Source organism: Pseudomonas sp. TWI929, from assembly GCF_039673335.1.
In the GTDB taxonomy this organism is placed as follows: Bacteria; Pseudomonadota; Gammaproteobacteria; order Pseudomonadales; family Pseudomonadaceae; genus Aquipseudomonas.
In genome coordinates this window covers 1-474 of sequence record NZ_JBDJLK010000193.1, presented here as the reverse complement: position 1 = coordinate 474, position 474 = coordinate 1, and the positions used below count along the sequence as shown (strand labels likewise).

Annotated in this window: 1 pseudogene; it reads left to right on the top strand. The window is 46.0% G+C overall.

What is annotated here, in order from left to right:
• Positions 1–365, top strand: a pseudogene (locus ABE456_RS28515) (hypothetical protein); the annotation flags it as partial.
• Positions 366–474: the final 109 nt, after the last annotated feature.

Genomic DNA, 474 nt, shown 5'->3' with positions numbered 1-474 from the left:
GCTCAGCAATCTCAAATGACTATGTGATTTCTCGCATGGCCACTTGTGATGCTGATAATCTTTTTGACTATCAGTCCGTACTCACAAGCACCCACACGAATTGCTTGATTCAATTTGTTAAAGAGCGTTTGGTTAAGAGCCTTTCGTCTCAACCGAGGCGCGCATTCTACGCTTTCCTCAGAGCCTGTCAAGCGTTTATTTTGAAGTTTTTTGCGAGAAACTCGTTTAACTTCAAACACTTAACTCGCTTCGATCTCTCGTCGCGGGAGGTGAATAATACAGCATTCAAAAACGCTGTCAACCACCTTTTTACCACCACCGGCTGGCTGTTCAGCCCACCAGGAGAAGCGATAGCTTCTACTTAAAGACAAAACCCCTACCTGCATGTGCAGATAGGGGTTTTGCGAAATGAATCTTGACGATGACCTACTCTCACATGGGGAAACCCCACACTACCATCGGCGATGCATCGTT